This window comes from Massilia sp. UYP11 (assembly GCF_050434805.1).
GTDB lineage: Bacteria > Pseudomonadota > Gammaproteobacteria > Burkholderiales > Burkholderiaceae_D > Telluria.
In genome coordinates, this window is the sequence record NZ_JBNDJE010000033.1 from 1 (window position 1) to 25,422 (window position 25,422).

Annotated in this window: 21 protein-coding genes and 1 tRNA gene; 13 read left to right on the forward strand and 9 right to left on the reverse strand. The window is 64.0% G+C overall.

The annotated features are described in order from the left end of the window. Positions 1 to 195 precede the first annotated feature (195 nt). The 7 genes from ABIB38_RS23220 to ABIB38_RS23250 all read left to right on the forward strand — a co-directional run bounded on the left by ABIB38_RS23220 (position 196) and on the right by ABIB38_RS23250 (position 11,768). On the forward strand, positions 196 to 2,805 hold the full coding sequence (locus tag ABIB38_RS23220; RefSeq protein WP_429207062.1) for a type VI secretion system Vgr family protein: 2,610 nt from the start codon (positions 196 to 198) through the stop codon (positions 2,803 to 2,805). Beyond that, positions 2,802 to 4,634 carry an esterase/lipase family protein gene (locus tag ABIB38_RS23225; protein WP_429207064.1) on the forward strand — a complete coding sequence of 611 codons (1,833 nt, stop codon included), beginning with the start codon at positions 2,802 to 2,804 and terminating at the stop codon, positions 4,632 to 4,634. The genes ABIB38_RS23220 and ABIB38_RS23225 overlap by 4 nt, the downstream gene beginning before the upstream one ends. After that, on the forward strand, positions 4,631 to 5,776 hold the full coding sequence (locus tag ABIB38_RS23230) for a T6SS immunity protein Tli4 family protein (protein ID WP_429207065.1): 1,146 nt from the start codon (positions 4,631 to 4,633) through the stop codon (positions 5,774 to 5,776). The genes ABIB38_RS23225 and ABIB38_RS23230 overlap by 4 nt, the downstream gene beginning before the upstream one ends. 31 nt (positions 5,777 to 5,807) lie before the next feature. Beyond that, positions 5,808 to 6,065, forward strand: coding sequence for a PAAR domain-containing protein (locus tag ABIB38_RS23235; RefSeq protein WP_429207066.1), 258 nt, complete (start codon positions 5,808 to 5,810; stop codon positions 6,063 to 6,065). Between the two features lie 871 nt (positions 6,066 to 6,936). Then, complete coding sequence (locus ABIB38_RS23240) at positions 6,937 to 8,493, forward strand: ShlB/FhaC/HecB family hemolysin secretion/activation protein (RefSeq protein ID WP_429207068.1); 1,557 nt, start codon at positions 6,937 to 6,939, stop codon at positions 8,491 to 8,493. Positions 8,494 to 8,530: 37 nt separating this feature from the next. After that, positions 8,531 to 11,095, forward strand: coding sequence for a filamentous hemagglutinin N-terminal domain-containing protein (locus ABIB38_RS23245; RefSeq protein ID WP_429207070.1), 2,565 nt, complete (start codon positions 8,531 to 8,533; stop codon positions 11,093 to 11,095). A gap of 7 nt (positions 11,096 to 11,102) precedes the next feature. Continuing rightward, positions 11,103 to 11,768 carry a hypothetical protein gene (locus ABIB38_RS23250; protein ID WP_429207072.1) on the forward strand — a complete coding sequence of 222 codons (666 nt, stop codon included), beginning with the start codon at positions 11,103 to 11,105 and terminating at the stop codon, positions 11,766 to 11,768. Positions 11,769 to 11,884: 116 nt separating this feature from the next. Here the strand turns inward: ABIB38_RS23250 and ABIB38_RS23255 are convergent, their stop codons facing one another. Continuing rightward, positions 11,885 to 12,280 (reverse strand): GYD domain-containing protein, encoded by a 396-nt coding sequence (locus ABIB38_RS23255; protein WP_429207074.1) that lies wholly within the window; start codon positions 12,278 to 12,280, stop codon positions 11,885 to 11,887. A 315-nt stretch (positions 12,281 to 12,595) separates the two neighbouring features. Here ABIB38_RS23255 and ABIB38_RS23260 point away from each other — a divergent pair, with 315 nt between their 5' ends. The 4 genes from ABIB38_RS23260 (at position 12,596) to ABIB38_RS23275 (ending at position 15,421) form a co-directional block, all read left to right on the forward strand. After that, on the forward strand, positions 12,596 to 13,306 hold the full coding sequence (locus ABIB38_RS23260; protein WP_429207075.1) for a hypothetical protein: 711 nt from the start codon (positions 12,596 to 12,598) through the stop codon (positions 13,304 to 13,306). Between the two features lie 51 nt (positions 13,307 to 13,357). Then, a tRNA-Lys gene (locus ABIB38_RS23265) sits at positions 13,358 to 13,433 on the forward strand. Between the two features lie 61 nt (positions 13,434 to 13,494). After that, the gene (locus ABIB38_RS23270) at positions 13,495 to 14,109 is read left to right on the forward strand and encodes an IMPACT family protein (RefSeq protein ID WP_429207077.1); all 615 of its coding nucleotides are present in this window, start codon (positions 13,495 to 13,497) and stop codon (positions 14,107 to 14,109) included. Positions 14,110 to 14,245: 136 nt separating this feature from the next. Further along, the gene (locus ABIB38_RS23275; RefSeq protein WP_429207079.1) at positions 14,246 to 15,421 is read left to right on the forward strand and encodes an MFS transporter; all 1,176 of its coding nucleotides are present in this window, start codon (positions 14,246 to 14,248) and stop codon (positions 15,419 to 15,421) included. 116 nt (positions 15,422 to 15,537) lie between these two features. Here ABIB38_RS23275 and ABIB38_RS23280 read toward each other — a convergent pair whose 3' ends face one another. The 7 genes from ABIB38_RS23280 to ABIB38_RS23310 all read right to left on the reverse strand — a co-directional run bounded on the left by ABIB38_RS23280 (position 15,538) and on the right by ABIB38_RS23310 (position 23,522). Beyond that, positions 15,538 to 16,386, reverse strand: a complete 849-nt coding sequence (locus ABIB38_RS23280; RefSeq protein ID WP_429207081.1) for an HDOD domain-containing protein — start codon at positions 16,384 to 16,386, stop codon at positions 15,538 to 15,540. Positions 16,387 to 16,545: 159 nt separating this feature from the next. Then, positions 16,546 to 17,619 (reverse strand): BON domain-containing protein, encoded by a 1,074-nt coding sequence (locus tag ABIB38_RS23285; protein ID WP_429207083.1) that lies wholly within the window; start codon positions 17,617 to 17,619, stop codon positions 16,546 to 16,548. 240 nt (positions 17,620 to 17,859) lie between these two features. Continuing rightward, complete coding sequence (locus ABIB38_RS23290; RefSeq protein WP_429207084.1) at positions 17,860 to 18,264, reverse strand: cell envelope biogenesis protein TolA; 405 nt, start codon at positions 18,262 to 18,264, stop codon at positions 17,860 to 17,862. 133 nt (positions 18,265 to 18,397) lie between these two features. Further along, a complete protein-coding gene (locus tag ABIB38_RS23295) occupies positions 18,398 to 19,096 on the reverse strand; it encodes a hypothetical protein (protein WP_429207086.1) in 699 nt (232 codons plus the stop codon). 196 nt (positions 19,097 to 19,292) lie between these two features. Then, complete coding sequence (locus ABIB38_RS23300; protein WP_429207088.1) at positions 19,293 to 20,738, reverse strand: efflux transporter outer membrane subunit; 1,446 nt, start codon at positions 20,736 to 20,738, stop codon at positions 19,293 to 19,295. 21 nt (positions 20,739 to 20,759) lie between these two features. Continuing rightward, on the reverse strand, positions 20,760 to 22,361 hold the full coding sequence (locus ABIB38_RS23305; RefSeq protein WP_429207090.1) for a DHA2 family efflux MFS transporter permease subunit: 1,602 nt from the start codon (positions 22,359 to 22,361) through the stop codon (positions 20,760 to 20,762). A gap of 9 nt (positions 22,362 to 22,370) precedes the next feature. Next, a complete protein-coding gene (locus ABIB38_RS23310) occupies positions 22,371 to 23,522 on the reverse strand; it encodes an efflux RND transporter periplasmic adaptor subunit (protein WP_429207092.1) in 1,152 nt (383 codons plus the stop codon). 115 nt (positions 23,523 to 23,637) lie between these two features. Here ABIB38_RS23310 and ABIB38_RS23315 point away from each other — a divergent pair, with 115 nt between their 5' ends. Then, positions 23,638 to 24,297, forward strand: a complete 660-nt coding sequence (locus ABIB38_RS23315; RefSeq protein WP_429207094.1) for a TetR/AcrR family transcriptional regulator — start codon at positions 23,638 to 23,640, stop codon at positions 24,295 to 24,297. Positions 24,298 to 24,426: 129 nt separating this feature from the next. Then, positions 24,427 to 24,612: a hypothetical protein gene (locus tag ABIB38_RS23320; RefSeq protein ID WP_109346579.1), complete on the forward strand. Its 186-nt coding sequence runs from the start codon at positions 24,427 to 24,429 to the stop codon at positions 24,610 to 24,612. 69 nt (positions 24,613 to 24,681) lie between these two features. Here the strand turns inward: ABIB38_RS23320 and ABIB38_RS23325 are convergent, their stop codons facing one another. Beyond that, positions 24,682 to 25,005 carry a hypothetical protein gene (locus ABIB38_RS23325; protein ID WP_429207096.1) on the reverse strand — a complete coding sequence of 108 codons (324 nt, stop codon included), beginning with the start codon at positions 25,003 to 25,005 and terminating at the stop codon, positions 24,682 to 24,684. Between the last annotated feature and the right edge of the window lie 417 nt (positions 25,006 to 25,422).

Consider the following 25,422-nt stretch of genomic DNA (forward strand, 5'->3'; position numbering starts at 1 on the left):
GCGCTTTGAAAATCACGCTACTGAGCGATGCTGGAGCGCGGACTCACGTTTCGCCTGGCTCTGCTCACGCCGAGAGCGGGTTATTCGAGGTGGCCCTAAGGAAACACATTGACTCTGGTCAATTTCAGCCTAGCGGCATCAAGGTAACTTACCCGTTGGACTTTCCTTAATTTCAGCAGCCACTGGAGGCAGTGAATGGTCGAAAGCCAGATGATCGCGGTCGGCGCCGCGCTGTCGGCGTTCAGCGGACAATCGCAACACAAGCGCATCATGCGGCTCGATTTTCCGTTCGAGGACGGCCCTCCCGCCATCCTGCTTCCGAACAAACTACAGGTTTCCGAGGCAGTGTCGCGGTGCTTTCGCATCGTGGTCGATGCGCTGTCGGACGACCCGCGCATCCCCCTCAAGATAGTGATGGGCAAAATGGTGACGATCTCCCTGGTGCGGGAAGACGGGTCGCTGCGCTATTTCAACGGTTACATCACCGAGTTCCGTTTCCTGCGCAGCGATGGCGGTTTCGCCTTCTACCAGATGGTGCTCGAACCCTGGCTCGCGTTCACGCGGCTGCGCAAGAACAGCATGTCGTTCCACAACAAGAGCGTGCGCGAGATCACCGAGGAAACCCTGAAGCACTACCGCGCGGCCGACTGGCACATGTACCCGGTCGACGAATCGAAGCTGACGGTCGCCAACCAGTACAACGAGACCGACTACAACCACCTGCACCGCCGCTGGGAAGCGCTCGGCCTGCACTACTGGTACGAGCACGAATTTGGCCGCCACAAACTCATGATCTCGGACAACAGCTTCCTGGCCGAGCCGATCGACGAGGAAGCCTACGTGATCCCGTTCCACGACAAGGGCGGCTCGCGCGAAGACGACGGCATCCACGAGTGGACGGCAGTCCGGTGCCTCGGTCCGGGCCAGGTCACGCTGGCGAGCACGGATTACAAGAATCCGGGGGCGCAGCGTGTCAGCGTCGATTCGGGCAACCAGCAAGGCGACGTCTTCCCCTACGAGATTTACGAGGACACCGGGGCGTACGGCTTTCGCATGCGCAGCGACGGTGAACAACTGGCGGCGCAACGCATGGTCGAGCAGGACAAGAACAGGCAGTATTTCGAGGCGAAGGGCAATGACAGGAGTGTGCTGCCAGGCCGCACGTTCAAGCTCGGCGGTCATTTCAGCGCCGAGCCGCGTTCGCCCGAATACGATCCCGAACCACGCCGCAGTATCGGCGACCGCCGCTACCTGATCCTGGCGGTCGATCACGAAGCGACCAACAACTACCAGGCCGGGCCTGGAGCGCCCTCGCAATACGAGAACCGCTTTACCTGCATCCGCAAGGACATCCGCTGGCGCCCAGGCCCCGGCTTCAACAGCGAGCCCGGCACCTACATGGGGCTGCATACCGCGACCGTGGTCGGCCCCGCCGGCGCCGAGATCCATACGGACGGCTATGGAAGGGTCAAGCTGCAGTTTCCCTGGGACCGGCTGGGCAAGTACGACGAGAACAGCTCGCCCTGGATCCGGGTGATGACCCCCGCCGCCGGCAACGAGTTCGGACAAGTCCGCCTGCCGCGCGTGGGCGAGGAAGTGGGCGTCGTCTATTCCAATGGAAATATCGACCACCCCCTGATCCTGGGCGCAGTTTACAACGGCAAACACATGCCGCCCTGGAAGCTTCCGGAGCAAAGTGCCCTGGCTGGCCTGCGCAGCAGGGAACTCGGCGGCGGCGCGCGCGGCAATCACCTGATCCTGGATGACACGAAGGAACAGATCCAGGCGCAGCTGAAAAGCGATCATCAATGCAGCCAGCTCTCGTTGGGACACATCACGCGCATCGAAGATACCAGCGGGCGCAAGGACGCGCGGGGGGAAGGCTGGGAGCTGACGACCAATGCCTGGGGCGTTGCACGCGCCGCCCAGGGGATGCTCATTACCACCGAAGCGCGACTGAACGCAGCGTCCCATACGAAGGACCTGGGCGAGACCGCTCAGCGGCTGGCGTCGGCGGCACAGATCCAGGAGCAGCTGGCCTCGATGGCGCTCGATCACGACGCGCAGGAAAGCGGTCAACAGGATGAGGCCGTCGAGGACGTCAAAGCCCAGAACGCGGCTATCCGCGGGGCGGCCAAGGGGTCGTCCCCCGAGCTTTCTGAACCGCACCTTGTTGTGGCGAGCCCCGCCGGCATCGAGCTCACGAGCGCCCAGTCGACCCACATCGCCAGCGAACGCCACACCGCGATCACAAGCGGCAAGAGCGTCTCGATCGCAAGCGTCGACGGCCTGTTCGCCAGCGTGGGCAAGACCTTCAGGTTGTTCGTGCATAAGGCGGGGTTGAAGCTGATTGCGGCCGCCGGCAAGGTGTCGGTGCAGGCGCAGAGCGACGACGTGGAAATCATCGCCAACAAGGTGCTCGACATGATCAGCGACACCGAGTGGGTGAACATCCGCGGCAAGAAAGGGGTTCGCATACACGGCGGTGAGAAGAACATGGTCGAGATCGGCGAGCAAGTCCAGTTTTTCACGGCGTCGCCAGTTCTATTTCACGGCAATCTCGAGACGCTGCCGCCAAAAAGCGTGTCGCAGGCTTTCAACGAACGCTCCCGGGATTACCAGTTCGACCAGGAGGTCAACTTCGTCGACGCGAAACTGAAGCCCGAGAAGGACATCGCCTACGAACTCGTGCGCGGCGACGGGACGGTCATGGACGGAAAAACGGCGGCCAGCGGTAGCACCGAGGTACAGAAATCTGGCGGTTTCGACTCCTACACCATCCGCTACAAGGGTGAACTACCATGAGCGATCAATCCGGACTGAACGAGCGCGGCAATTATCAGGGCGAATTCACGCAAGGCGTCGGAGGGTGGGCTGAGTATACGGTCTATATGACGAAGACGGACGACAAGGTCCGCCACGACGTCAAGCTCCCGCCCAAAAAAGTGATTCCCGTGATCTTCCTGCCCGGCGTGATGGGCAGTAATCTTCGGCTGAGCAAGGAACGACAGAAAAAGCTGGAGCGGCCTGATAACCGTTCATGGCGGCCGGATGATATGGTCGGCATCAATGGTGCGGCCGCCCTTGTTAGCGCTGGATTGGTTGGCTGGTACAAAAATGCCTCGCCGGAACAGCGGCAACTCATGCTCGACCCGAACGAGACAGAGGTCGAGTACTACCACTATACGGAAAGCGAAGATCGCTTCGATCCCGAAGGCGCTGAAACGCTGGCTGCGGACAGGCTGCATCAAAACGTGCCCGACATCCTCGAACCCATTCCGCCCCTGATAGGAACGCGTGCGGTAACGAAACGGAGCTTCAAGTACAGTCCACTGATGAAGAAACGGGAAACGCCAGCACAAGTCGCAAGGTGGCGTGGCTGGAGCGAGGTCCTGTTCGCCGGCGCTTACGGGAAAATGTTGAAAACGGCTGAAAGCCACCTCAACAATATGGTGGTAGGAGATGCGGCCAACCCAATGTGGAAACCCCTCTTCGCCGATCCCCGCACTTTTGGCGGCGTAAATGCAGGCGCGGCACTGACGGAGCAGGACCTGAAGAAAATCGCCGCGTGCTGGTATCCCGTCCATGCCATGGGATACAACTTTTTGAAGAGCAATGGCGAGACCGCGACGGTGATTGCGGAGCGCATACGTGGGCTTGCCAAGGGCTACCAGAAGCGGGGCTTCAAATGCGACGAGGTAATCATCGTCACGCACAGCATGGGCGGTCTGCTCGCTCGTGCGCTCATCCATCCGAAGTATGGGAATCTGCTGAACGACCCCGCTGTCAAGGTGCTCGGCATCTACCATAACGTGATGCCGACCATGGGCGCCGCCGCATCCTATAAGCGCATGCGTTTCGGCTTTCTGGAAGGATCGGGGATAAAAGCCGAAACTGGGGCAAAGGTTTTGGGCATTAATGGTGAACATGCCACTGCCATTCTCGCCAACGCGCCTGCCGCACTGGAACTATTTCCCGGATCCGCTTACGGCAAATCGTGGCTGAAGGTCGTGGACGGGTCCGGGCGCGAGATGTGGAGCTGGCCCCGCGACAAAGCGAGCGCCTTGGAGAGCATTTACCTGCAACCCGCCTATCGATGGTGGCGGCTGATCAATCCGAAGTGGGTCAATCCGGGCGACGTGAAAGAATCAGCAGGAGGTGGTATCGCTGCCGTTATCGATCGCTTGACAATGGCCAGTGAATTCATTGAAGACATCAAAACCACCTTTCACCCGACCAGTTGCTACGGCAGCTACTGTTCTTCGCAGGAACGCCTCAGCTATGGCGAGGTCGTGTTCAAGGTGACCGACCGCGACGTATGGGACTCCCGGAACATCAGGTTGTCCCCAGTGGAGACCTGGAAGCTACTGAGCGACGACGCCCAAGGCACATTGAAAGTCCAGACCGCCAGCCGCGTACTGACGCTCGTCCTGCAACCGCCAGCCGCCCCCGGCGACGAAACCGTCCCCGCCGCCCGCTCCGCCAAACAGATCGCGGGCAAGCTATTCGTGCATGGCGAGACCAAGGGCAAGAGCTACGAACACCAGAACAGCTATGCAGACCAGGATGTGCTGGCCTCGCTGCTGTATTCGGTCGTACAAATTGCCAAGACGGCGAAATGGGAGGCAGCGTGAAGATCACTCCGACCCTGCAACGTGGTGCCATATTCGCTGCCTTGCTGATTGCCTTGGTGTCATTAGCTGGAAATTCTCGTACCTATGCCTACAAGGAGACCGCCGTGCCCGAACCAGTCAAGCTCAGTCCGCGTCTGCGCGCGCTGTTCGAGAAAACAAAAATCCTTTGTTTCGGCCGCTATGCGATCGAAGTGCCGCAGGAAGCCCAGCTTGTGTGGGGGAGCGCCTCGTTTCCTTCAGATATAGATATTATTTCGGGAGGTATCGAGAAGGCAAAACGCAGGGCGGAAGGAAAAATTGCGAAATTAAAAAGAGAGAAACGCACTTCCGAAATTACTTACAACGACGTAGGGCCGATCGAGGATAGCTGGCAGACGCGCTATTTCGAAGATAAGTACAAAAAAGAGCGCAACGCGCTGTTCTTCGACACATACATCAGCAAAGGCGAGATCACTTTCGTGCTGGGCGACTCCATCACACAAGGCGAGACCGAAAGCACAGTAGTTACTAGACAGCTCGCGCAAGCCAAGAGCTTGCGGCTGCGCGCAGCGGAAGAGGTGCCGACCGAACCGGGCTTCTGTATCGAACACGGGTTCATGACAGGTGATCGGTACGGTGATTCAGAGAAGGTATATGCAGGAATCTATTTGCCTAGCTTCCCGGACGTTACGTTCTCCGTCAGTTCTAACAAGAATGCTTACGCCGATTACGACAAGGCTGAGTTCGATCAAATGAAGCGCGACGAGTTGTCCCTGCTTGGCCGTATCAAGGGTGCCCAAGATATGCAAGGCATTCTTTACCCCAAGCGGGACGTTCTGCGCGAAGGAAAGCGGGACGTACAGCATTGGAAGGGCGAAGAATCGCTCATTCGAAGGCCCGACGGCACCCACGATTTCGAGTGGGCCTTTGTTGGTACGCCGACAGACGTGGCTAACCCGCCCTCGTTTGGCGCTGCCATGTTCACCAAGGTCAAGGACAATCTGGTCGGGGCCGCTAATAAGGCATCGGTCAGCGACGAAGAGGCAGTCGCGCTGTGGGACAAACTTCTCTCTGGCCTGAAGTTCAGGGTCAAAGTACCTGGCGCCCCCGAAGGCTCCTACTACTTACCTAAAAATAAACCGGAGGCGGCCGCCGCCAAGTGATAATGCGGTGAAACTATTATCAGGAGCGATGATGAAACATCAGGGCCGAGGCGTGATTCGCCTGGACGACAAGACCGACCATGGCGGCAAGGTCATCAGCGCCTCGTCGGAGACGATCGCCATGGGCAAAGCAGCAGCAATCCAGGACGACATGACCTACTGTCCGGCATGCAAAGGAAAATTCGCGATCAAACCAGATGGTGCCGGCGCGAAGCACAAAGGCAAGCCGTACGCCTACGATGGCGATGTGACCGAGTGTGGCGCCCGCCTGATCAGCTCTCTCGACTAATCTTGTTGCAGCGTCAACGATGTCGCTCCTGTACCGCGCTTGCATCCGCTACACAGGTAAATGTAGGCGGTTGATAAAACCGATCAGAGCAGCATGAGCGGTACAGCCCACTCACGATATTCAACTGATCACAGGTATTCGTGCACCTGAGCGAGAGCGCTTGGTCGCTCCTATCACCTACGCGCAAACTTCGTTACAAGGTAGAATGGGTGACATTGCCCTTGTGGCAAGCAGCGAGTGATGACGCAGACACATTAAATTCGATACGACGAGGACTACTACGTTGACTATGCGGTGCGGACCGCTGCCGCAGTTTAGTCAGCGCCCCGTGCATCTCTGCCCCATCCCGTCGGCTCAAGCAGGTGTGACGCATTTGTGACGCAAAATCCCGCAACTTCTGATCGACGCCCTTGGGTGACGTTGACTGAGGTGCTTGGCAAGCGCTGCAAGTCATTGATTAATAAAGAATGCTCATTTCGACCCGGCGACTTTTAATCCGTTGGTCGCGGGTTCGAGCCACGCACGGCCTACCAGAATTTGGAAGAAGCCCACGAATTAGCGTTCGTGGGCTTTTTCGCGTTCTGTTCCCTCGCTGTTCCTTGCGCAAGCGCCCTCGCCTCCCGGCCAATTGTGTCATTCCGCGACAAAATTTTCGTTAAGAAAGTCTGTGTGGGCTAGCGTACTGACGCGCTTTGCCGCAAACGTAGAATTGCTCCGAAGAAATGATATGCACATTGGGTGCAATCGACAGGAGCAACAGATGTTACGCAAAAAATTACTGCCATTAGCACTGATGGCCTTGGGCCACGCAGCCGCATTCGCTCAGACTCCTACCGCTGGTAGTCAAATCCAGCAGATTCCCGCTTCTCCGGTGCCGCTGAAAGCCGCGCCGGACGTGCGCATCGAGGCCGGCAACGCCCTGCCTGCGGCACCATCGGACAGCGTCAAGATCGTCGTCAACCGGGTGCGCGTCGCGGGCGCACAGGCCTACCCGGAACCCAAGCTGCTGGCGCTGACGGGCTTCGTGCCGGGCAGCGAGCTGTCCATGGCCGACCTGCTGCGCATGGCGGCGCGGCTGGTGGCGCACTACCGCCGCGATGGCTACCTGCTGGCCCAGGCGTATCTGCCGGCGCAGGACATCAAGGATGGCGTGGTCACCATCGCCGTGCTCGAAGGTCACTACGGCAAGATCAGCTTCCGTAACCAGAGCAATATGTCCGATCGGCTGCTGGCAAGCCAGATCGACGGCCTGCATGCTGGCGACGCGGTCACCAATGGGCCGCTGGAAAGCGGCCTGCTGCTGCTCTCCGATCTGCCGGGCGTCGTGGTCACCTCCACGCTGGCGCCGGGTGCGTCGGTCGGCAGTGCAGACCTGATCGTCGACGTCGTACCCGGCCGGCGCGTGTCCGGCAGCGTTGACGCCGACAATGCCGGCAACCGCTATACCGGCCAATACCGGCTGGGCGCAACCGTCAACGTCAACCAGGTCCTGGGTCTGGGCGACGTCGCCACCGTGCGCATGATCAGCTCGGGCGAGGGCCTGAACTATGCCCGCGCCTCGTATCAGATGCACTTTGGGAAGGTCCAGGCAGGCCTCGGCTACAGCAAGCTGCGCTATAAGCTGGGCAAGGAATTCGCGCCGCTGCACGCCCATGGCACGGCCGAGGTTGCCAGCATCTTTGCCAGCTACCCGCTGATTCGCTCGCGCAACGCCAACTTGTCTACGCAGATTGCCTACGACGCCAGGAGCTTCCACGACGAGGTCGACCTGACCGGCGCGCTCAGCGACAAGAAAACCGATGTGCTGATGGCCAGCCTGCTTGGCGACCGTCGCGACAAGTTCGGCGGCGGCGGGGCGAACGCCTTCTCGCTGACCTGGTCAAGCGGCGAGCTCGATATCCGCACGCCCGGCGTGCTGGCGATCGATGCCGCCACGGCGCGCAGCAACGGAAGCTTCAACAAGCTGTCCTACAGCGCCTCGCGGGTGCAGCGCATCACCGATGCGGTGTCGCTGTCGGCCGCGATCAACGGCCAGTTCGCCTCGAAAAACCTGGATGTGTCCGAGAAAATGGAACTGGGCGGCATGAACGCGGTGCGCGCCTATCCCGAGGGCGAAGCCTATGCCGACCAGGGCTTCGTCCTGAGCCTGGAAGCACGCGCGCTGTTGCCGAAGCTGTCGGCGCAGCAGCCCGGCCAGCTGCACCTGGTGGGCTTTGTCGATACCGGGCGGGTGACGAGCGAGCGCACCCCGTGGTTGGCCGGACCCAACAGCCGGACCTTGAGCGGCGCCGGCCTCGGCCTGGTCTGGGCCGACAGCAACGACTTCATGGTGCGTGCCTACTACGCCCGCAAGCTCGGCAGCGAAACAGCCACGTCGGCGCCCGACAAGTCGGGACGCTTCTGGCTCCAGGCCGTGAAATTCTTCTAAGCGCCGTTCCCACTGATTGACAGAACAAGGACTCACCATGAATACCATCTACAGATCAATATGGAACGCGCAGGCCGGCACCTTTGTCGCCGTCTCCGAAAACGCCAAGGGCGCCGGCAAGGCCGCGTCCTCGAGCACCACCGGCGCCGGCGCGCGCTTTGCACTGGGCGCGCTGGTCAGCGCGCTGGCGCTCGCCTTTACGCCGGCAGTACAGGCCCAGCAACCCACCGGCGGCGTCGTCACGGCCGGCGGCGCCACCATTAACATCGGCGCCAACGGCATGACCATCACGCAAACGAGCCAGAACGTGGCGATCAACTGGCAGGGCTTTTCGATCGGCGCCGGCGACAGCGTGCGCTTCGTGCAGCCGGACAGCAGCGCCGTCGCGCTCAACCGGGTGGTCGGCCCCGACCCATCGCGCATCCTGGGCACACTGTCGTCCAACGGCAAGGTGTTCCTGGTGAACCCCAACGGCGTCCTGTTCGGCAAAGGCGCATCGGTCAACGTGGGCGCGCTGGTCGCATCCACCGGCAACATCAGCGACGCCGACTTCATGGCGGGCCGCTACACGTTTTCTGGCAGCGGCGACGCCGTCGTGCGCAATGAAGGCGCGCTGCAGGCGGCCGACGGCGGCTATATCGCCCTGCTGGCCAAGGACGTCAGCAATGACGGCAGTATCTCGGCTCCGCTGGGCACGGTTGCAATGGCCGGCGGCAGCGCCTTCACCATGGATATGCTCGGCGACAGCCTGCTCGGCGTCAGCGTCGACCAGGGTGCGCTCAACGCACTGGCCAGAAACGGCGGCCTGATCCAGGCAGATGGCGGCCAGGTGCTGCTGACCACCCAGGGCGCCGGCAGCCTGCTGCACACGGCGGTGAACAATACCGGCGTGATCCGCGCCCAGCGCCTTGAAAATCAGGGCGGCGTCATCAAACTGCTGGGCGACATGCAGTCGGGCACCGCCAGTGTGGGCGGCACGCTCGACGCCAGCGCGCGCGCCGGCGGCGACGGCGGTTTCATCGAAACCTCGGCCGCCACGGTGAAGGTGGCCGCCGACGCCCAGATCAGCACCAGCGCGCAACAGGGGCTGACCGGCACCTGGCTGATCGATCCGCAGGACTTCGTCATCGGCGGCGACGCAACCGACAACATTTCTGGCGCAACGCTGTCGGCCCTGCTTGTTACCAACAGCGTCACGATCGTGACGGCCCCTGATCCGCAGGTCACCACAGCCGGCACCCCGCCGCTGACCAACATCGGCACGGCAAGCGAAGGCAATGGCGATATCCACGTCAATCAGGCGGTGAGTTGGACGGCGAGTTCGAGCCCGACCACGCTGACGCTGGAAGCAGTGCGCGACATCAATATCAACCAGCCGATCAGCGCCACCAATGGCAATCTGGTGGCATGCTGCGGCCGTGACATCAACGTCAACGCCGCCGTTACCACTGTCAACGGCAGCGTGCTGCTGGGCGCCGGGCGCAATCTGAACCTGTTGGCCGCATTGACCACCACTGACGGCAACCTGATGATGTGCGCCGGCAATGACGTGAACATCGACGGACAGATCACGCTGACCAGGGGCAGTAGCATTCCGGACCAGAGCCTCGGCCTGCCGCTCGGCCTTGTGCTAAGCGCCGGCACCGATGGCAGCGGCGAGGGAACGGTGAACTTCTCGCCCGTCGCGCCTCCCGTCACCGTGACCGGACCGGACGCGCCGGCGCTGGTGATCTACAATCCCGTTTCGTACACCGCACCAACCGACTACCTGCCGCAATTCACGCTGTCGGGTGGTTCCACGCTCACCCAGAAAATGCTGGTATCGCCAACCGGTGCCGACAAGATCTTCGACGGTTCGACCTCGGCCACCCTGACGTCCCTACTCGGCGCCCCAAGCGGCGTGACCCTGATCGCAGACGCGGGCGCCACGGCGAGTTTCGACAGCGCCGACGTCGCAACCGGCAAGACCGTCAGCTTCACCGGCTACAGCCTTGGCGGCCCGCAGGCTGCGAGCTATGCGCTGCCCGTGTCGTGCTGCGGCGTGATCACTGGCAAGACGCAGGCGAATATTACGGCGGCAGTCGTGCCGCCACCGGTGGTCGTGCCGCCGCCGGTGGTTGTGCCGCCGCCGGTCGTCGTACCGCCGCCGGTAGTGGTCGTCCCGCCGCCGGTGGTTCAGCCGCCAGTGGTGGTGCCGCCGCCCGTCGTCGTGCCGCCACCGGTGGTGGTCGTGCCGCCGCCAGTGGTCGTGCCGCCGCCGGTGGTCGTGCCGCCGCCGGTGGCCCCTCCGGTGGTAGTGCCCCCCCCGGTCGTGGTCGCGCCGCCGATTGTCGTGCCACCGCCAGTTGTCATCGCGGCGCTGGTCGAAGCTGCGTCGCTTGTCGCAGCGCCGCCGGTCGTCGGCCCGCGCGTCCTCGTGGTGCCGCAACCGGTTGTCGTGCCGCCAATCCAGGTGCTTGCGGCAACGGAGGAGTTGCCGCCCGTGTTTGTGTTGCCACGTCCGCCAGTGCCAGCCCAACCGCCGGTCGTCGCGCCGCCGGTAGCCGAGCTGCCCGACACCCACGTGCCGCCGAATCGTCCCGTCAAGCCGGATCGCAACTAAGGACGGTATGAAGTCCTGCAAGCAACTGCTCGTGCTGGCGGCGTGCGCCGCCTCCAGCCTTGGCACGGCGCCGGCGCGTGCGGCTGACACGGCCGTGCGCGCCAGCTTCCAGCACGCGCACGCATCGCCGGATGCGGTGAAAGTTGCCGACTGGGTTATCGGGTCCAACAATCATCGTGACCTGCCCTTCATGATCGTCGACAAGAAGGCCGCCATGGTCTACGTTTTCGACGGCAAAGGGCAATTACGCGGAAGTGCCGCCGCGCTGCTGGGCGCGGCCGTCGGTGACGATTCCGTTCCCGGCATTGGCGAGCGAAAAATCTCGAGCATTCTGCCCGAGGAGCGGACCACGCCGGCCGGCCGCTTCGTGGCCGCATTGGCGCGCAATATCCATGGCAAGGAAATCCTGTGGGTCGACTATGCGGCTGCGATCTCGCTCCATCGCGTGGCGACCGGCAATCGCGCCGAGCGCCGTGCCGAACGCCTGGCCAGTGCCACGACGCAGGACAATCGTATCTCCTACGGATGCATTAACGTGGCAGCGACGTTTTTCGACAAGATCGTGATGCCTGCCTTTAAAAATAATGGCATCGTGTACGTGCTGCCTGAGACGAAGTCGCTGCAGCAGGTCTTTGCTTCGTATAGCGAGGCCAAGGGACTGAGCGCGCATTGATTTTAATCCGTTGGTCGCAGGTTCGAATCCCGCATGGCCTACCAAAGAATTCAGTAAAGATGCGAACAAAAAACGCCAGGCACAGCCTGGCGTTTTTGTTTCTGCAATATCCCCGTTCATTCATTTCCACCTTGCGCACCTGACGCAAGATGGCCGCCCTCGCCTTCCCAGTTGGCGACCTCGGCGGGTATGTCAGAGCCCGGTGGACGATAGGTCACGGTCTTGGTCACGGCCGCATCGATTTCCTGGGGTGTCATCAGCACCGTCGTCTTGCACGTCGTGACGCCGGAGGCATCGACCCTGAGCGCCAGCGCCGCGGCGGTGGCGTTGTCGGGAAGCTCGCCGATAATGACGACATCCCTGTCGCCGAACGCGAAATAAAAGGCTTCGACCTTCCCGCCTAGCGAGTGGAATAATTGATCGACAGCCTCGCGCCGCCGCGTTCCGCCTTCCTTCAGCAGGCCGTTGATCCCCTCGCTGAGATAGCTCGCTTCAACCAGATACTTAGCCATGTGAGGTCCTTCCAGAATCACGTTCCCGGCGAAAGAATTCGCTTCGTACGCTTGCCGGCAATGCCCGGCTGACACCATTTACCCCCGGCCGCCGGTTTTGCGTGACCCAATGTTTGACAGCTCGCAGGAAGCAGCGGTTCAACCAGCGCGCGTGCGAATAGCCTGGGTTTCGCGCCCGGGGCTGCAGCGTTGACTGCCGGGTTGTGTGACATCCGTCTCCAGGAAATCCACGAGAAACTCACCGGTTCTGGTCAACGCAAACAAGCAGGCGCTTTCATCCAGACGCAGGACCTGCGATAGTTGGTGTTAAAATAATTGCAACTTCCGGAGTCTCTCGATATGCACCTGATAGAACGAATTTTCCTGGTCGGCTACCTGCTGATCGTTGCCCTCTTCTTTACTTGCGGAATGGGTTTGATCGTATTGGCCGGGATCGAAACCTGGCATGCGATCAGCCCCTTCAATTCCGAGCCCGCCAGTGAGCGGTTCGACGTGCTGCTCGAATGTATTGGCCTGCTGACCATCGCGGTCGCGTCGCTGGAGCTGGGGCAGACCGTGCTCGAAGAAGAAGTCCAGCGCTCGGCCAATATCAGCGCGCCGACCCGCGTGCGCCGTTTCCTGTCGCGCTTCCTGATCGTGGTCGTGGTCGCCCTGTCGGTCGAAGCCTTGATCGGCGTCTTCAAATTCGTGAACGGTGCGCCGCAATTCCTCCCGCACGCCGCCTCGGTCGGCCTGGCTGCCGCCGCGATCCTCGCGACCTGGGGCCTGTTCATCCGCATGAATACCGAGGCCGAGAAACTCGAGCCGGAAGCCATGCGCGAAGTGAAGGCCGAAGACGACGAAATCGAACGCGACGTCGAAGGGGATCCGAAGACGAAATACGCGCCCGTCGAGCAGAGCGAATTGCCGCCAGGGCATGAACACGCACCCGACGCGCAGCAGGAAGCGCAGGAAGAAGCGCCGAAAAAAGCGCAGGACCGGGCGCCCAAAAACGGCGATGACCCAGCCGGCGTCCATAAAAAGTGACTCAAAGCACTTGGTAAATCGGTCAAGTAACGCTATAATCTTGTCTTCTTCGGGTCGTTAGCTCAGTTGGTAGAGCAGCGGACTTTTAATCCGTTGGTCGCGTGTTCGAGCCACGCACGGCCTACCAGAGATTCAGACAACAGCGCCAGCCTTCGGGTTGGCGTTGTTGTTTTCACTTTCCGAACGCCATGCCCCAGACGATCGCCAGCGCCGTTCACCACGAACTGGTCATCAAGAAAAGCCGCTTCATCGCCTGCGTGCAGCCGATGCCGGACCGCGCCGGGGCGGTCAAGATCGTGGCCGAACTGCGTGCCCGGCATCCGGGTGCGGCCCATGTGTGCTGGGCCCTGCTGGCCGGCGGCCAGTCGGCGGCGGTCGATGACGGCGAACCCAGCGGCACCGCGGGCCGTCCCATGCTCGACGTATTGCGCCACCAGGACCTGGAAGGCGTGCTGGCCACCGTGGTGCGCTACTTTGGCGGCGTCAAGCTCGGCGCGGGCGGACTGGTGCGCGCCTATACCGACAGCGTGGCCCAGGCCCTGCTGACGGCAACCAAGGTCCCGATCGTCAAGCTGCGCCAGTTACGCTGCAGCGTTCCCTATGCCATGGAAGGCATGCTGCGGCGCGAACTCGAGGCCGCCGGCGCCAGCCTCGACGCGGTGGAGCACGGCGACGACGTGCGCTTCACCTTCAGCCTGCCGGCGGGCGCCGCCGACGCGCTGCGCGCGCGCCTCGACGAAGCCGGCCACGGCCGCCTGCAATGGCCTTCCGACGCGGACGACGGGGACCGCGAACCGGCTTGACGCCATTCCCGCGCCCTATACCCGTCATCACGACACGAAAGCGGACGCATCCGCTCGTGCCCGGTATAGTGCCAGACCCGGCCGCGCATACGCTTCGGCCGGCTTTCCTCTTTCCACCCCGAACAACAACAATCCCGTGATCAAGAAAAGCCTACTTCCTCTCGCCCTCGGCGGCTTCGGCATCGGCATGACCGAATTCGTCATGATGGGCATCCTGCCCGACATCGCCAGCGGCCTGCACATCACCATTCCGCAAGCCGGCTACCTGATCACCGCCTACGCACTGGGCGTCGTGGTCGGCGCACCGACCCTGGTCAGCCTGGTGGCCGGCCGCCCGCCGCGCAGCGTGCTGATCTGGTTCATGCTGATGTTCGCCATCTTCAATGCGATGTCGGCCTTCGCGCCGAACTTCGAGATCATGATGGTCTCGCGCTTCCTGGCCGGCCTGCCGCATGGCGCCTTCTTCGGCGTCGGCGCCGTCGTGGCCAGCCGCCTGGCCGACGAGGGCCGCACCGCCGCCGCCGTCGCCACGATGTTTACCGGCCTGACCCTGGCCAATGTGCTGGGTGTGCCGCTGGGCACCTGGATCGGCCACACCATCGACTGGCGCCTGGTGTTCCTGATCGTGGCCGTGATCGGCCTCTTCACCATGCTGAGCCTGCGCCAGTGGGTGCCGCACATCGAACCGGGCAAGCGCACCGGCATCATGCAAGACCTGCGCATCTTCCGCCATCTCGACCTGTGGCTGGCGCTGGGCATCGTCTCGATCGGCACCGGCGGCTTCTTCGCCTGGTTCAGCTATATCGCGCCGCTGCTGACCGACGTCACGCGCTTCGATTCGACCACGATTCCCCTGATCATGACCGCGGTCGGCGTCGGCATGACGGTCGGCGTGCAGTTCGGCGGCCGCCTGGCCGACCGCGTGCACCCGCTGCCCGCCCTCTTGATCCTCATGATGTCGATGACCGTTCTCCTGCTGTGCAACGGCTTCCTGGCGGAGTCGAAGCCGGCGATGGTCGTGCTGGCCTTCCTGACGGGCGCCAATGCGCTGGCGATCGGCCCCCCGATCCAGCTGCTGCTGATGGAGCACTCGCGCGAAGCCGAGATGCTCGGCTCCTCGCTGGGCCAGTCCGGCTTCAATATCGGCAATGCGCTGGGCGCCTTCCTCGGCGGTGTGCCGCTGACGCTGGGCTATGCGTTCACGGCGCCGCAGTGGGTGGCGGCGGCCCTGGCGCTGTGCGGCGTGGGCTTGTCGGCGTTCATGCTGGCGCGCCACCGCATGCAGATGCGGGTGCTGGCCGGCTGCGCCTGACCCGGCGCAGGCTGGCGCGATATCCCTGCTACGCCGTCGCCCTGGCGACGGCGGCTTGAGCGTCGAACGTGGCGGCGTGCCGGGCTGTAAACGCAATACGCTTGCGCCGATGTCCGTTACACCAGAGCGATGTCGCCCATGGCCTTCGCGGTCTCGGCAGACTCATCCAGGATATCTTGCAGGGTGACCTCGTCGAACACGAAGTCGAGTGCGCTCTCGCCATGTTCCGGCAACTGGGCGCGGCGGCCGTCGAGGGGCGAGGCCACCGGCGCATACTGGTTCGCGAGCAGCAGCGTATCGAGCAAGGTGCCCGGCGGCATGTTCATCCAGCCGCCGCGCATGTCGGCGATCGACTCCGACACCGCGGGCGGAATCGACAGCTTTTTCATCACTTCGGCGCTGACCACGTCTTCGCACAGGGCGCCCCAGTTCTCCGGATCGTCGTCCAGCAGGCCGGGAAATTCGTCGGCCCGTGCCAGCAGGTAGAAGGCGCCGACCTCGTGCACGATGCCGGCGAACAGGGCGGTATCGGGATCGACGCCAGTGACGCGGCGCGCCAGCGAATGGGCGATCGAGGCGACCTGGGTCGTGTGCGCCCACAATTGCTCGGCCTTGGCGCGCAGGCCGGGATCGTTGATGCGGTTGCCGAATTGCCGCACTACCAGGCTGGCCACCAGGGCCTGCAGGCGCCGGTAGCCGATGCGCGACAGCGCGGCGCGAACGTTGGTCACCGGTATCGCACTGCCGCCGCCGAAGGCGGCCGTATTGGCGATGGCGACCGTGCGTGCGGCCAGTTGTGGTTCGGCCAGCACCAGGCGGATCGCCTCGTCGATATGACAATCCGGGTCGTCCAGGGCGAGCTGCAGGCGCAACACGGCATTGACGCTGGTGGGGAAAGTGATCTCACCGCGAACGGCCTGCGCCGCGATGTATCCGAATGCTTCGAGTTTATTCACGTCGGTCATTATAGCCTCCGCCGGATGCCGGGCCGGACACCATGCCCGCCCCACATCCACCGGCCGCCCAAACTGTGGCGCGTCATCCACACCGCATGAGCGCAAACCCGGAAAGCAAAACAGCCCGCGCGCCGGTAGGCTGCGGGCTGCAAGCCGGTCAGGCTGGCATTACTTGACCTTGATGGCGCTCCTGACGCTGGTCACGCCGTCGACATCCCTGGCCAGCTGCATGGCCTTGTCGGCTTCGGCCTTCGATGCGACGAAGCCGCTCAGCATCACGACACCGCCTTCGGTGTCGACGCTGATTTCCATGCCCTTCAGGTCAGGGTCGGCCACCAGGCCCGCCTTGACCTTGGTGGTGATGGTGCTGTCCGCGGCCACGCGGACCGTCTTCTCGGCGGCGCGCTCGGTGGCGTTTTCCGTCTTGCGGACGGCGTTCGAGGCCATTTCTTTGGTGCGGTCGACGGCGACCGCGGTCTTTTCCTTCACGGTGGCGAGCGCTTCGCGGGTGCGTTCGCCGGCGCCGGCCATACCGGTCTTCTCGGCCACGTTCGACGCCACCTCGCGGGTCTTGTCCGCCGCATTGCGCGCCGCTTCGCGGGTGTTCTCGGCCGCGTTCGCCGCCGCTTCGCGGGTGCTGGCGGCGACCGCCGCGCCGGTGGTTGCGGTCACGCCGGCGGCCGTGGTCACGTTGCCGCGCTCGTCGATCACGCAGGCGGTATGCGCATTGCCGCTGGCCTCCTGACACTTCTGCACGGCGGCTGCCTTCCTGGGGTCGAGGGTATCGGTGCGTGCCACCAGGCCGGCCCCGCCGCTGCCGCCGACAGCGGTGGCGCCATCGCGATCGTCCAGGCGCGCCAGCGCGGCATCACGGATCGAGCCGGCCGTGGCCTGGCAGCGGTCCTTGTCGCCGGCCGCGCTGGCGTCGCACTGGGTATCGGCCAGCGCGTGCTCGGCGCGGATCACCTTGGCGCGTGCATCGCGCAGGTTGGCGCCGGTGCTGTCGTGCCTGGTGTAGGCATCGAGTTCCGCGCGCGCCTGGGCCAGCTTTGCTTCGTCGTCGCACACCTGCCCGGCATTGCCGCTCCTGGCGTCGCACCTGGCCTTGGCGCTTCGGTAGTCCGCGGCCGCCTTGTCCATCGCGGCGCGGTGGGCGTCCCGGTCGACAGGGGCAGCATGGGCAGGAGCCACGGCGACGGCGGCTACGGCGCTGGCGATCAGCGTGGCGATGAGGGTTTTCATGATTGGATTCCCTTGCATGCATGGTTGGAATGACATCCATTAAACGCCCCGCCCGCTTCGATATCTGTGCGACAGCGTACCTTGCCTGGACAAACCAGATTGCAGGACACAGCCCCAAGCTACTCACCCTCAAGACACTCACCCTCCAAACGCAAGAACGTCGTTTCCGCTTTGCGCGAAAAACGACGTTCAGGGGTTGCTCCGGTTACCGCAGGGATGCGGCGCCAGGATCAGCAGGGATTACTTGGCCTTGTTGGCGTCACGCGCGGCGTCGCGGGTGGCCTTGGCCTGGTCTTCGCATTTGTCCTCGGCATCGCCTTTCAGCGCATCGCATTTCTCGTCAGCCAGGTCGTACTCTGCATCGATGACCTTGTCGCGTGCCTTGCGCACGTTGTTGCCGGTGTTGTCGTGCTTCGTGGTCGCATCGAGTTCCGCCTTCGCGCGCGCCAGCTTGGCTTCATCTTCGCAGATGTCTTCGGCGTTGCCGCTCATGGCGTCGCACTTGTCCTTGGCCACACGGTAGTCGGCCTTCACCTTGTCCATGGCCGTCTTGTGGGCATCCTTGTTGGTCTGGGCGGCGGCAGGGGCGATGCCGATGGCGGCGACGGCGGCGGTAGCGATCAGCGTGGCGATGAACGATTTCATGTTGAGTCCCTCTATTGAGTTATTGGTGGGACTCATTAAACGCCTGTACTGACGAGCTCTCTGTGCGTCACCGAACACTTATAAAAAATTCAATTGCTCGCACAGGGACGAGTGCTCGCCGCGCACAGCGCCGTCACTCGCTCAGCAGCAAGCCTTCGCGCCATAGCGCATCGGCGGCCGCGAATGGCGTCATGCGGCTGTCGAACTGCGCGCCATTACCGGCCAGCCTTACCCAGGCGCGCGTGTCGTGGCCGCTGCGCGGCACCGCCACGCCGGCGCGCACGCCGCTCAGCCAATCGTGCACCCGCGCATATTCGCCGGGATTGGTGCGCTGGACCCAGGCCAGCGCCACCAGGTCGGCGAAACCTTCCTCGCGCCGGGTGTCGCGCATCGCCTTCGCCGCGGCCAGCAGCGCGCTGTCGTGCGAGGTTTCGCGGCCGGTCTCGACAAAGCCGGCCGGCAGCAGGTGCCACTCGCCCTGGGCATAGCGCCAGCAATGGGCCAGTTCATGCGCGGCCATGGCCTCGATCAAGAGTGCCTGCTCGGCGGCGGGAACGCCTGCCAGCACCTTCTCGGCGTCGGGATTGCCGCGCATCGACAACACCAGCTTGCAGCGCCCCCCGGCGAAGCCCATCGCCAGCGGCACGGCGCCGGCGGAGGCCTGCGGCTGGACGATGACGTCCACCGGCAGGGATATCGACTTCGAGTAGTCCAGCACCGGGGCGGCCGCGCGTAGCCAGCGCGATTCCTGGGCGGTCAGTTGGGCGGCCTGCAAGGGGAGCACAGCGGATGCCGCGGCGCAGATCGCCGCGACCAGGAAGGGCTTGGACATAGTGCTTCTCCACGATGAAAGAAATTCCTATCGGAAATTCTATCTCCGGATCGCACACTACTTTCAGGAAAATATTTCTGTATGTTTAAAAAAATCAAGGACCGCAATGGCGGCCTCCCGCGTCGCACAGGTCAACGATGCCATGATTGCACCAGCATGGCGAACCGCAGCGTGAAAGGCGTCGCCTTCCCCGCGTTCAACGCACGGTCGCCAGCGCCTCGCCCTGATGCCAGCCGCCGCCCAGGGCGCGCGCCACCGCCACCGTCGCCAGCAGGCGCTGGGTGCGGATCCCGGCCGCGGCGCGGTCCGCCGCCAATGCGCTGCGCTGGGCGTCGGTCACGTCGAGATAGGTCGACAGGCCGCGCTCGTAGCGCGCCTGCGCCACCAGCAGCGCGCGCGCCGCGGCCTCTTGCGAACGGGCCTGCACTTCGCCCTGTTTCTGGCGCTGCTGCAGGTCGGACAGCGCGTCTTCGACTTCGCGCAGCGCCGTCAACAACGTCGTCTGGTGGTTGGCCACGGCCTCGTCGTAGCGCGCCCTGGCCAGCGCCAGGTTGGCGCGATTGCGGCCGCCGTCGAAGATCGGCAGCGACAGCGCCAGCGGGCCGACCGAGAACTGGCGCGCCCCGCCTTTCGTCAGGTCGTTCAGGCTTTGCGAGGCATAGCCGACATTCCCGGTCAGCGACAGCGCCGGATAGAACGCGCCTTCGGCCACGCCGATCTGCGCATTGGCGGCCTTCAGCTGCGCGCTGCTGGCCGCCAGGTCGGGCCGCTGGCCCACCAGGCTGGCCGGCAGGCCGACGGGAATCGCGGGCGGCTGCGGCAGTTGCGCGGCCGCGGTTTCCGTCTGGCTGGGGGCCGGCAACGGCGCGCTGGGCGTGCTGCCCACCAGCGTGGCCAGCGCATGTTCGACCAGGTTGCGCTGGCGCTGCACCTCGTGCAGGTCGGCTTCGGCGTTGGCGCGCTCGATGCGCGCGCGCGACACGTCCAGCTCGTTCGACAGGCCGGCATGGAAACGCGCCTCGACCAGTTCCTGCGCCTCGCGCCGCGTGGCCAGCGCGTCCTCCAGGATCGCGCGCTCGGCGTCCAGGCCGCGCAGCTGCCAGTACGCCGACGCGACCTGGCTCGACAGCAGCAGGATCACGCCGTCGCGGTCAATCTGCGCCGCCAGCGCCTGCGCATCGCTGGCCTCGACGAGGCGGCGCACGCGGCCCCACAGGTCGAGCTCATACGACAGCGAGGCGCCGACGCTGTAGTTGTTGCCCTCGATCGAGCGGCCGCCCAGGGCCAGGCCCTGCGACGTCTCGGCCGAGGTGCGGGCATTCGACACGCCGGCGCCGACCGCGACGCCCGGCAGCTGGCCGGCGCGCACCACGCCGAGCTGCGCCTGCGCCTGCAGCAGGCGCTGGGCCGCGGCCTGCACGCCCGGATTGTCGCGCAGCGCGCGCGCCTCGAGGCGGTCGAGGGTGGCGTCATGGAACACGGTCCACCAGGCGGCCGGCAAACGCGCGGCGTCGCTGGCCGGGTCGGCATGACGGTACGCGGTTTGCGCCGGCGCGTCGGGCGCCCGGAAATCGGGGCCGAGCGTGCTGCAGCCGGCGGTCAGGGCGGCAATCGCAAGGACGCCGGCGAGAGGTTTGAACATGGTTTTTCTCTCCATTCGAATTCAGTGGGCGCCCGAGCCGCCCGGCGACTTGACCTTGTCGGCCATCCAGATCGCCGCGATGCAGGCGAGCAGGATCATGCCGATGATCCAGAAGCCGTCGTTATAGGCCATCACATAGGCTTCGCGCCGCACCAGGCGGTCGACCACGGCCAGCGCCTGGTTCGCTGCCCGGGCCGGATCGATGCCCCTGGCGATGAAGCCCTGGGTCAGCGCGTCCAGGCGTTCCTGGGTCGCAGGCGCATAGCTGGAGACCGCTTCGCCCAGGCGCGCCGAGTGGAAGTGTTCGCGGTTGGTGAGCGACGTCGCCAGCAGCGCGATGCCGATCGAGCCGCCCAGGTTGCGTGTCATGTTGAACAGGCTCGAGGCCGACCCCATGTCGCGCGGCGGCAGGCCGGACATCGCGAAGTTCGACAGCGTCAGCATCACGAACGGCTGGCCGATGGCGCGCACGACCTGCGTCCACATCAGCTGGTCGTAGCCGGTGGTGGCGTCCATGAAGGAATTCATGATGCACGAGATGCCGAACATGAACAGGCCGAAGCTGCACAGGATGCGGTTGTCCACTTTTGAGGACAATTTGGCCGCGAACGGCATCACCAGCAACTGCGGCAGGCCGACCCAGGCGATCACTTCGCCGATCTGCATCGGCGTATAGCCGGCGATCTGGCCTAGGTACAGCGGCAACAGGTAAGAGGATCCATACAGGCCCATGCCGATCACCGCCGACAGCGTGGTCGCCACCAGGAAGTTACGCTGGCCGTAGAGGCGCAGGTTGACGAACGGTTCCGGCTTCGAGAAGCAGAGCGCCACCCAGCCCAGGAGGCCCGTGAGCGAGAGCGCGGCGAAGGTCACGATGAAACTCGAATCGAACCAGTCCTTCGAATTGCCCTCTTCCAGGAAGATCGTCAGGCAGGCCAGGCCCATCGCCATCAGCGCGATGCCCAGCCAGTCGGCCTTTACCAGCGTCCTGAGGTTGGCCTTCTCGGGATTCAGGCCCCAGGCTATGCCGGCGATGAGCAGCACGCCCGGCGCCCAGTTGATGTAGAAGATCGACGGCCAGCCATACAGCTCGGACAAGTAGCCGCCCAGGGTCGGGCCCATGGCCGGCGCCAGGGTCGCGGTCAGGCCGAAGATGGCCATGCCGGTAGCGCGCTTCGACGGCGGCAGCAGGGTCATCACGAGGGTCATCGCCATCGGGATCAGCGCGCCGCCGGTGAAGCCCTGCAGCATGCGAAACACGATCATGCTCTCCAGGCTCCAGGCCGCGCCGCACAGGGTCGAGAACACCAGGAACAGCGCGGTGGTGCCGATCATGTAGTTGCGTACGCCAAAGGCGCGCGTGAACAGCGCCGTCAGCGGGATCACGACGATCTCGGCGCACAGGTAGGCGGTCGAGATCCACGAGCCTTCTTCCTGCGTGGCCGACAGGGTGCCGAGGATGTCGCGCAGCGAGGAATTCGTGATCTGGATGTCGAGCACCGCCATGAAGGCGCCCAGCATGCCGGCGGCGATCGCGATCCAGGTGCGCAGGTCCACGGCGGCCCCATTGCCTGGTGCGCCCGGCATGGCGCCAGGGCCGGCGGGTTTGCTCAGCGTCGTCATGGCAAGCGCTTAGTGAACGGCCGCGGTTCGGGTCGGTTTGACGTCCTGGCCGAGTTCGACCTCGGCCACCACCGACATGCCGGGCACCAGGCGGCCGGCGTATTTTTTCACGTCACGCGGGTCGAGCGTGATCTTGACCGGCACGCGCTGCACGATCTTGGTGAAGTTGCCGGTCGCGTTATCGGCCGGCAGCAGCGCGAACTGGTTGCCCGAGGCCGGGGCGAAGCTGTCCACGCGGCCCACCAGGTGATGCTCGGGCAGCGCGTCGACGGCGATATCGACCAGCTGTCCCGGCGCCAGGCCGGCGAGCTGGGTTTCCTTGAAGTTGGCGACCACCCAGACGTTGTCCTCGACCACCGCCAGCATCGCCTGGCCCGGCTGCACGCGGGCGCCGGCTTCGACGCTGCGGCGGCCGACGCGGCCGTCCACCGGCGCGACGATGCGGTTGTAGGCCAGCTGCTGCAGCGCTTCCTTCGACTGCGCCTGCAATACCTTCACCTGCGCCTCGAGCACGTCGCGGCCCGCCTCGGCAGCGCCGATCTGGGCTTGCGCCGCGGCGGCGTTATCGCGGCGTGCGGCCAGGTCGGCCACGGCGGCGTCGCGCGCGGCGTTCGAGGCATCCACCTCGGCCTTCGAGACCGCCTTCATGGTCTCGTTGTACAGCTGGCCGAAGCGTTCGGCATCCTGGCGCGCCCGCAGCAACTGGGCCTGGGACTGCTTGACCTGGGCGGCGGCGGCGGCGGCCTGCGCGCGCACCTGCTCGATCTGGGCCCCGGCCTGCTTGACCTGCTGCTGCATGCTGGCGATCTGGGCGTCGATCTGCTCGACACGCACGGCATGGTCCGCCGGATCCAGCTCGGCGATCACGTCGCCCGCCTTCACCAGCTGGTTGTCGTCCACCAGGACCCTGGTCACCACGCCGGCCACCCGCGACGACACCTGGTGTACGCGCCCGGTGACGTAGGCATTTTCGGTCTCGACGAAGTGATGGCTGCGATACCACATGCGTGCGCCGGCGCCGATCGCCGCCAGCGCGATCAGGCCGACCACGACCAGCACGCGCTTGTTGGGCCCGCTCTTGCCGGGCCCGCTGCCCGGCGCCCCGACCGCCGGGGATGGCGCCGCGGGCGCCTGCCCTGCCGTGCTGTGCATCTCTGCCATGGAAAAGCTCCGCAAATAAAATGAAATGAGGTCATCGCATTATTTGCCAGCAATAGGCGGAAGTCAAGAAATGAAACGGTTGCGTTTCATTTACATTTACACTAGAGTCTTTGCCATGAGCAAAGCACAGAGTGACGCACCAGCGGTCGTCAAATCCGCCGGACGCCCGAAGGCGTCGGAAGTCGAGGCCCGTACCCAGCAATTGATCGAGGCCGCGGGCTGCCTCTTCTTGCGCCATGGCTATACCAAGGTCAGCCTGGAAGCCATCGCCCGCGAGGCGCGGGTGGCGGTGCGCACGATCTATGTGAAATTCGGCGGCAAGGCCGGCCTGCTCAGGGCCGTGCTCGCCTCACGGCGCGAACGCATGTTTGCCGGGCACAGCATGGACGCCGACACCCGGCCGCTGCGCGAGATCGTCGACGATTTCGCGCGTCACTTTTACGATTTGCTGGTCGACCCCGATACGATGGCCATGCAGCGCGTGGTGATCGCCGAAGCCGCCAGCAATCCGGAACTGGCCGAGGCTTTCTATGAAGGCGGGCCGCGCCTGACGCGCGAGATGCTGCAGCGCTTTTTTTCGCGCCCGGACATCCGCAGCCAGCTGCGCGACGACGTGCCGCTGGATTTGCTGCCGATCCACCTGATCGGCTGCATCAGCGGCGATCCGATCGGGCGCTTCCTGTTTCCCGAGACCACACCCACGCGCGAGCAAGCGCAATGCGAGCTGGCGGCGCGCCTCGAGCTGTTCTACGCCAGCGTCCTGAAAAAATGTTAAATAATTGTTAAATTGCGAGGCTAAGTGCGGCATCGCACGAACACAACGGGCAGTTTTATGGCACTCTGTCAGTCTTCACAGAGGATGTCGTGAATATCAATAACAGCGGCGAGACCGCGAGGAGAAAGCATGAGCAAGTCGTCCAGATACGAATGGCGTGACCAACAGGCATCGCTGCAAGAACGCATGAAGAACTTCATTGAAAATCCTGGCGCCGACCAGATGGAAGCGGTCATCGCTGAAATGCGTACCTATGCCGCCGCCGCCAAGGCCGGCACGATCGATATTCCGGAACGCTTCGTCAGCTTCGGCTAAAAGCGAGGTCGCGTTCATCGTAATGCCGTCCGGTGCGAGCCGGGCGGCATTTTTCATTGGTGACGCCCTTCAGACGGCCGACACCGGCACGGGCCTGGCCTGCTCTTCCACGTCGTACACACGCGTGAGCAGGTGCACCTTGCGCGGCGCCCGGTGGCGCTCGTGCAGTTCGCGGGTCAGCACCTCGACCCGGCGCGGCCGCAGCGCCACCTGCTGCGGATCGACGGTGCCGATGGCGCCCGGCACGTATTGGCTGAACTGCGAGGCCAGCAGCTGGGACACCGTGCCGGTAATGGTCGCCGGCGCGCCGTGGACCATGGTGTGGAGTTCGAAACAGCGGGTTTCCGGCAACACGTAGACGGTCCCGACGTACTCGTTGCTGTGCTCGTCCATCTTGCCCTCCTGAGCTGAACGCGGGCGCGGCAAGTCGGCTTGCCGCCGTATTCCCTCATGATAGGCTTTTGACAGGCGCTGGCAAGCAGCGCACGTGGCGCCGGCGGCGGAGTCAAGGTGGCGCCGTCACGCGGCCGATCGCGGCCGAACGCGGCCGAACGCGGTAGAGCAAGCGATCCATTACCGGAGTAACGACAAGCAGGCCCGCATGTTCTTGCCGCATGGCGAACGTCCGATCCGCACGCCGCGGCGGCAGTTGACGGAACAATCGGACTCGCAGTTCTGGCAGAACCGGCGCCGGACAATGAAAAACGGGACCATCGTGAACTGACCCCGTAAAGTTGGACGGTTGGTCTCAGTGAAGTGCCGAGGGCTGGGTTCTGTATTGAACAGGACTCAGCCCTTTTAGCTTCATCT